Genomic DNA, 7,511 nt, shown 5'->3' with positions numbered 1-7,511 from the left:
TCTGTAAATATTTTATTACTCATTTTATCTTCCACCATTCGTCTTTTTTTCTATTATACATAAAAATACCCTATAGAATAGACTTTTTTTAGTGTCCACTCTATAGGGTACAGTATATACCGTTCATGTATTAAATATTTCTAATAGAACTAAGTATTACGTCTTATTGAATATCTTAAAAGTTCTAAACTCGCTACGCTCAGACAACGAACTTTCTTAACAGATATTCAAACGTCGTAATACAAGTTCTATATAAAAATATTTAAATCATTCGCTAATATTTGAATACCCTTCATTTTTAAATTTAATATGATATGATTATATTGAAAAATATAAGGAGCATTGAAGGGGGGGGGGGTGAATTGATAAAAAATGAAAAAACTTAAAATATATGAACGTATATTATCTATAATTACTTTAATAGTATTTTTTGTAGTATTTATATATTATAGAGATAATATTACCTTAAGCTGTATATTAGCATTGTTGCTTTGGATAGAAGCAATTATATTAATATTAAGATTACGTACCTTACCAAAGCCTGATTATTATATTCATAAGCCTGTTATAGCTAAATATTTTAGAGGAATTATAGCAATTATTTGTATAATAATGCTAATCAAATATATATTTATGATTAATACTAAGGGGTTTAATAAAGAGTTTGATGGATTTATTATTATATTTACGCCAATGATGGTAAGAAATTTATTTAGTGATGATAGAAGAGTATACTTTTATGATAAAGGACTAGTATTTAATGGAGAGATATTAGAATTTGATAATATAGATTCTTTTGTATGGGAAAAAGATAAAGATTACAAGCTTAATGTTAGTTATAAAGACAAAGAATATAAGATAGAAGTACCTGAGTCTAAATTTGAGTATGTAGATAAAGTATTAAAATCTAATGTTACTTTGTAAAATAAAAAATTCGTAAAACAAAAATGTTATAATTTCATTAAGCATAAATAAAGTATGAAAAGAGGGATTATATGAGAAGTGAGATAATTAAAATCCTATTAGAGAACAAAGATGAGTTTGTATCTGGAGAATATATATCTGAAAAGCTAGGGATAACAAGAAGTGCTGTTAGTAAGCATATAAAGAATATAAAGAATCAAGGTTATGATATAGAGTCTATAACTCGAAAAGGGCATAAGATAATTGAGTGTCCTGATTTGTTGAGTGAAAGTATTGTAAAGCATGATTTAAATACAAAATTTATAGGAAAAGAAGTTATACATTTTGATACTACAGAATCTACTAATGACTATGCTAAAAAAGTTGCTGTAGAATCAATTGATGGGACTATTGTTGTATCGGAAGATCAGACAAAAGGAAGAGGTAGAAGAGGTAGACAGTGGCATTCTATTAAGGGAGAGGGGATATGGTTAAGTATTATATTAAAGCCAGATATATATCCACACAAGGCTCCTTTTATAACTCAAATAGCTGGGGCAAGTATTGTAAAGGCTCTAAAAAAGCTTAAAATAGATGCTTCTATAAAGTGGCCAAATGATATTATTGTAAACAACAAGAAGATAAGTGGAATATTAACGGAGCTTGGAGCGGAAATAGATAGAGTAAATTATATAGTACTTGGTATTGGTATAAATGTTAAGACTGTGGATTTTCCTGAGGATATAAAGAGTATAGCGACTTCTATATTTAAAGAAGGTTATAATGTAAAAAGAATTGATATATTAAAGAATATATTAGAAGAATTTGAAGTTTTATATCTGGATTATATACAAAAAAATGATAAATCCAGTTGTATAAAAATATGTAAAGAAAATTCAGCTATACTAGGAAAAAATATATATATAATAAATAATGATAAAAAAAGAAAGGTTAAGTGTATAGATATAAATGAAGCAGGAAATCTTGTGATAATAAATGAAGATAATGATATTGAAGAACTAATAGCTGGAGAAGTATCTATAAGAGGCGAACGTGATTATATATAATTAATCAAAAATTCGATATTGAAACTTGTATACAATATTGATAAAATTAAATAGTTACGGCTGACATCCAAATTGGAGTTTGACCGTATTTATATAAATTAAAAAAACAAAAGTCTGGCATCTATATGAGCCAGAACCGGAGGTGTAGAAATTGATCGCTACAAGAAGTTTAACAACAAGAAAAATGACAGTTATAGGAATGCTAGGAGCCATTTCTATAGTGCTGGGTATGACACCGCTAGGATTTATACCTATAGGCCCTACAAAGGCCACTATAATGCATATACCAGTAATTATTGCAGCTATGATTGAGGGTCCTTTAGTTGGTGCTATTGTTGGTCTTATATTTGGTATATTTAGTATGATACAGAATATAACAAACCCAACAGTAATATCGTTTGTATTTTGGAATCCATTAGTATCTGTACTTCCAAGAGTGTTAATTGGTATAGTTTCTTATTACTCTTATATATCTATTAAGAAAATATCAAAAAACGATATATTAGCAGTAGCTTTTACTGGAGCTATAGGAACGCTAACTAATACTGTAGGAGTTCTTTGTATGATTTATTTACTTTATGGGGTTAGATTTGTTGAGGCTATAGGACAGGATATAAGTTCTGTAGGTAAGATAATTATGGGAATAGGAATAACTAATGGTATACCAGAGATGATAGTTGCTATTTTAATAGTAATAGGAGTAATGAGGGGACTTAAGTTCATATCAAAATAGAAAGAAGGTAAGAAGTATGTTACTTGTATTTGATGTAGGAAATACAAATACAGTATTAGGAGTTTATGAAGGAAAAAAATTAAAGCATCATTGGAGAATAAGCACAGATAAAAATAAAACCTCTGATGAATATGGAATGCTGATAGATAGTTTATTTAAATATGAAAATATTAAATTTGATAATATAAAAGACGTTATAATATCGTCTGTTGTACCTAATGTTATGTATTCATTAGAAAAGTTTACTAGAGATTATTGTAAGAAAGAACCTTTGGTGGTAGGTCCGGGAGTAAAAACTGGAATAAATATAAAATACGATAATCCAAAACAGGTAGGAGCAGATAGAATAGTTAATGCTGTTGCAGGTTATGAGAAATATAAAACATCTCTTATATTGGTTGATTTTGGAACTGCCACTACATTTTGTGCAGTATCAGATAAAGGAGAATATCTAGGCGGAACTATATGCCCTGGGGTGAATATATCTAGCGAAGCTTTATTTAAAAAAGCGTCAAAGCTACCTAGAGTAGAGCTTATAAAGCCTGGTATGACTATATGTAAGAACACTGTAGCAGCTATGCAATCGGGTATAATATACGGATATGCAGGTCTTGTAGATAATATAGTCAAAATGATGAAATCGGAACTTAAAAGTGATAATGTAAAGGTAATTGCTACAGGAGGGTTATCTACGCTTATAGCTTCAGAATCTGAGGGAATAGATTACGTAGATAAATTTTTGACACTAGAAGGTCTTAGAATAATATATGATAGGAATAAAGAATAGTTAAAATTGAATTGGGCTAAAATCCCAATTTTTTTTATATATTAAGAAATCATATAATGAATTTCAAATGAAGGTGATTTTATGAAAATTGGAAATATAGATATAGATAATAAGGTATTTTTAGCTCCTATGGCTGGAGTTACAGACCTTCCATTTAGACTTTTGTGTAAAGAAATGGATTGTGGACTGCTATATACAGAAATGATAAATGCTAAGGCTCTTTGCTATGATGATGATAATACTAAATTTATGCTCAAAATAAATCCTAAGGAACATCCCGTTAATGTTCAAATATTTGGATCAGAGGTTGAATATATGGGAAAAGCTGCATATATATTAAATGAGTATCCAAATGAACTTCTTGATATAAATATGGGTTGCCCTGCTCCTAAAATAGTTAAAAATGGAGATGGATCAGCTCTTATGAGAAAACCAAAACTTGCATCACAAATATTAAAAGAAGTAGTTAAAAACTCTCAAAAGCCAGTTACGCTTAAAATAAGAAAAGGATGGGATGATAAAAGCATAAATGCTACTGAAATAGCAAAAATAGCAGAGGATGCGGGGGTTAGTGCTATAGCTGTTCACGGTAGAACGAGAGAAGAATTCTATTCAGGAAAGGCAGATTGGGATATAATAAAGGATGTCAAGGAATGTGTGAGTATACCTGTAATAGGAAATGGAGATATATTTGAAGTTCAAGATGCGGTTGATATGATAAATAAAACAAATTGTGATGCTGTTATGATAGGAAGAGGATCACAGGGAAATCCATGGATATTTAAGAGGGTTTCACATTATATGAAAACAGGCGAAGTTCTTCCTGAACCTACCAAACATGAAAAGCTAACCACAGCTATTAGACATTTAAACATGTCGATAAAATTGAAAGGTGAGTATGTAGGAATTAGAGAAATGAGAAAGCATTTAGGCTGGTATTTAAAAGGCCTCAAAGGATCAGCTAAAGTCAGAGATGAAATTAATAGACTCGAAAGTTATGATGAAGTTAAAGATAAATTAACATCTTATTTGGAAGAGTCCTTGACATAGCAAAAATAGTAATTTATAATATTTCGCAAATGCTAAAATAATATTCAATTTAAATCAAACATTATTTATTTAACATAAAGTGAAACTTAATTCAGATGGAGTTTTTACTCCAGCTGAATTTCTAGTTGTGTAAGTGACTTTTGGAATAGAGTGAAACTTGCTATTAATTTAAATTAATAATAAATCGGATTATATAAATCTGAATAAAAAAGGAGATGTGGGAGAATGGATACTAATAAAGAGGTATTGTTAACTCAAGAAGGTTATAATAAGATAGAAGATGAATTAGAATTTTTAAAAACTGTAAGAAGAAAAGAAGTGGCAGAGAGAATTAAGGTTGCTATATCTTTTGGAGATATATCTGAGAACTCAGAATATGATGAAGCTAAAAATGAACAAGCTCAACTTGAAGAGAGAATATTAAAGCTTGAAAATATGCTTACAAAAGCTGTTATTATAGATGAGAGTCAAATAGATTTGAGCGTAGTTACTATAGGTTCTGTAGTTAAAGTTAATGATATAGATTTTGACGAAATAGTAGAATACACTATAGTAGGTTCAGCAGAAGCAGATCCATATGAATTTAAGATTTCTAATGAATCTCCTGTTGGAAAATCTCTTTTAGGAAGAAAAGTAGGCGATAAAGTAGACGTTCAAGTTCCTGATGGAACAGCTAAGTTCGAAATTTTAGAAATTAAAAGATAATATGGAGGGGAATTAAATGTCTGAAGAATTAAATTTAAATGAAATGCTAAAAATAAGAAGAGAAAAATTATCAAAACTTCAAGAAATGGATAGAAATCCATTTAAAGCAGAAAAATACAACTTAACTCACCACAGTGTAGAAATAAAAGATAACTTCGAAGAATTAGAAGGAAAAGAAGTTTCAATAGCAGGTCGTTTAATGAGTAAAAGAGTTCAAGGTAAAGCATCTTTTGTTGATATACAAGATCAAGATGGAAGAATTCAATGCTATGTAAGAAAAGATAGAATAGGTGAAGAGGATTATGACTTATTTGTAACTTATGATATTGGAGATATAGTTGGAATAAAAGGTGAAGTTTTTAAAACTAAGAAAGAAGAAATATCTGTAAAGGCAAATGAAGTAAAGCTTTTAAGTAAGTCACTTCAAATACTTCCAGAAAAGTTTCATGGACTTAAAGATCCAGATTTAAGATACAGACAAAGATATGTAGATTTAATAGTTAATCCCGAGGTTAAAAAAGGCTTTTTAATAAGAAATAAAGCTACTAAAGCGATTAAAGAATACTTAGATAATAGAGGATATTTAGAAGTTGATACACCAATACTTAATACTATAGCTGGTGGAGCATCTGCTAAGCCATTTATAACTCACCATAATACTTTAGATATAGATATGTACTTAAGAATAGCTAATGAGCTTTATTTGAAGAGATTAATAGTTGGTGGATTTGAGAAAGTATATGAAATGGGTAGAATGTTTAGAAACGAAGGAATGTCTATAAAGCATAACCCAGAGTATACTTGTATAGAATTATATGAAGCTTATGCTGATTACAAAGATATGATGGAAATGACTGAAAATATAGTTGCACATGCTGCTCAAAAGGCTCTTGGTACTACTAAAATTAACTACCAAGGAACTGAGATAGACTTTACTCCTCCGTGGAATAGAATGACTATGCAAGAAGCAGTAAAGAAATATGCTGGTGTTGATTTTGATGAAATCAAAACAGACGAAGAAGCTATGAAAGTAGCAAAAGAAAAAGGATTAGAAATAAAGCCAGAAATGAAAAGAGGACATGTTATAAATGATTTATTTGAAGAATATGCAGAAGAGCACTTAATTCAACCAACATTTATAACTCATCATCCAGTAGAGGTATCTCCTCTTGCTAAGCGTAACCCTGAAGATCCATCTATAACTAATAGATTTGAAGCATTTGTAAATACTTGGGAAATAGCTAATGCGTTCTCTGAACTTAATGATCCTATTGATCAAAGAGGAAGATTTATGGATCAATTAAGACAAAGAGAATTAGGAGATGACGAAGCCCATATGTTAGATGAAGACTTCTTAAATGCATTAGAAGTAGGTCTTCCTCCTACAGGTGGACTAGGAATAGGAATAGATAGAGTCATGATGTTATTAACTAATTCAAGTTCTATAAGAGATGTAATATTATTCCCAACTATGAAACCTATAGTAGATAAAGTGGAAGAATAGGTATAACATATAAAAGAATAGGTATATATACACTCCCAGACTTTATTAAAGTCTGGGACTTTTTTATCAAACATAAAAATAGGGTAAAATGTTGAAATTTGAATGTTAATTAATAAAGGAAAGTATGATAATATATAGAATAATATACAGAGTAAAATAAGTAAAATTAATTTTGACCTTAAGTTTTTGACAAATAAAAAAGAAAAGGGGAAGTGAGATGTTGATAAACTGGATATGCCTAATATGTATAGTATCTCTTGTTACCCAAGTAATTATGTTTCTTTATTTTAATGCATTATCTGATATGAAAAGAAATAAAATAGTTAAAAGAAAAAGAAGAGAATCTTATCAAAATAAATATTCTAAAACGTCGAATCATACTGATAAAATAGCTAAATAAAAAATTCGTCCAAATATTATAATTTTTACTGATTCTTTAAAAAAAATAAAAAAAGTGTTGACGAATATATCAAAAGGTGATATATTATTACTTGTCCTCAACAACGAGGCAAACACGAAACATAAAATGAACTTTGAAAATTAAACAGTAGGTTATAAATAAATCACAACAGTGATTTTCGCAAACAACACATTAAGTCAGTTTACTGAGTACTGACAAACTTTTATTTAAGAGTTTGATCCTGGCGCAGGATGAACGCTGGCGGCGTGCCTAACACATGCAAGTCGAGCGGAGATTATAAAGCTTGCTTTATAATCTTAGCGGCGGACGGGTGAGTAACGCGTGGGTAACCTGCCCTATAC

At 29.6% G+C, this 7,511-nt stretch carries 8 protein-coding genes and 1 rRNA gene; all 9 read left to right on the top strand.

Going from position 1 to position 7,511, the window contains the following annotated elements; genetic code table 11:
* The first annotated feature begins 372 nt into the window (after positions 1–372).
* Positions 373–924 carry a DUF5673 domain-containing protein gene (locus N4A48_RS09740; protein ID WP_293665718.1) on the top strand — a complete coding sequence of 184 codons (552 nt, stop codon included), beginning with the start codon at positions 373–375 and terminating at the stop codon, positions 922–924.
* Positions 925–995: 71 nt separating this feature from the next.
* Positions 996–1,970 carry a biotin--[acetyl-CoA-carboxylase] ligase gene (locus tag N4A48_RS09735; protein ID WP_293665717.1) on the top strand — a complete coding sequence of 325 codons (975 nt, stop codon included), beginning with the start codon at positions 996–998 and terminating at the stop codon, positions 1,968–1,970.
* Positions 1,971–2,121: 151 nt separating this feature from the next.
* Positions 2,122–2,703 (top strand): ECF transporter S component, encoded by a 582-nt coding sequence (locus tag N4A48_RS09730; RefSeq protein WP_330665102.1) that lies wholly within the window; start codon positions 2,122–2,124, stop codon positions 2,701–2,703.
* A gap of 16 nt (positions 2,704–2,719) precedes the next feature.
* Complete coding sequence (locus N4A48_RS09725; RefSeq protein ID WP_293665716.1) at positions 2,720–3,490, top strand: type III pantothenate kinase; 771 nt, start codon at positions 2,720–2,722, stop codon at positions 3,488–3,490.
* A gap of 81 nt (positions 3,491–3,571) precedes the next feature.
* The gene (dusB, locus tag N4A48_RS09720; protein WP_293665715.1) at positions 3,572–4,540 is read left to right on the top strand and encodes a tRNA dihydrouridine synthase DusB; all 969 of its coding nucleotides are present in this window, start codon (positions 3,572–3,574) and stop codon (positions 4,538–4,540) included.
* A 225-nt stretch (positions 4,541–4,765) separates the two neighbouring features.
* Positions 4,766–5,245, top strand: coding sequence for a transcription elongation factor GreA (gene greA / locus N4A48_RS09715; RefSeq protein ID WP_293665714.1), 480 nt, complete (start codon positions 4,766–4,768; stop codon positions 5,243–5,245).
* A gap of 16 nt (positions 5,246–5,261) precedes the next feature.
* Complete coding sequence (gene lysS, locus N4A48_RS09710) at positions 5,262–6,749, top strand: lysine--tRNA ligase (protein WP_293665713.1); 1,488 nt, start codon at positions 5,262–5,264, stop codon at positions 6,747–6,749.
* A gap of 217 nt (positions 6,750–6,966) precedes the next feature.
* Positions 6,967–7,149 carry a hypothetical protein gene (locus N4A48_RS09705; protein ID WP_293665712.1) on the top strand — a complete coding sequence of 61 codons (183 nt, stop codon included), beginning with the start codon at positions 6,967–6,969 and terminating at the stop codon, positions 7,147–7,149.
* Between the two features lie 223 nt (positions 7,150–7,372).
* Positions 7,373–7,511 (top strand): 16S ribosomal RNA (locus tag N4A48_RS09700); the annotation flags it as partial.

This window comes from Tepidibacter sp., assembly GCF_025210165.1.
Taxonomy (GTDB): domain Bacteria; phylum Bacillota; class Clostridia; order Peptostreptococcales; family Peptostreptococcaceae; genus Tepidibacter_A.
This window is presented reverse-complemented; position numbering and strand designations above follow the sequence as displayed.

Excerpts from the sequence above, each read along its gene's own strand:
- N4A48_RS09740 (WP_293665718.1), top strand. The coding sequence starts at position 373 with ATGAAAAAACTTAAAATATATGAACGTATATTATCTATAATTACTTTA.
- greA (WP_293665714.1), top strand. The coding sequence starts at position 4,766 with ATGGATACTAATAAAGAGGTATTGTTAACTCAAGAAGGTTATAATAAG.
- dusB (WP_293665715.1), top strand. The coding sequence starts at position 3,572 with ATGAAAATTGGAAATATAGATATAGATAATAAGGTATTTTTAGCTCCT.
- N4A48_RS09725 (WP_293665716.1), top strand. The coding sequence starts at position 2,720 with ATGTTACTTGTATTTGATGTAGGAAATACAAATACAGTATTAGGAGTT.
- N4A48_RS09735 (WP_293665717.1), top strand. The coding sequence starts at position 996 with ATGAGAAGTGAGATAATTAAAATCCTATTAGAGAACAAAGATGAGTTT.
- N4A48_RS09705 (WP_293665712.1), top strand. The coding sequence starts at position 6,967 with ATGTTGATAAACTGGATATGCCTAATATGTATAGTATCTCTTGTTACC.
- lysS (WP_293665713.1), top strand. The coding sequence starts at position 5,262 with ATGTCTGAAGAATTAAATTTAAATGAAATGCTAAAAATAAGAAGAGAA.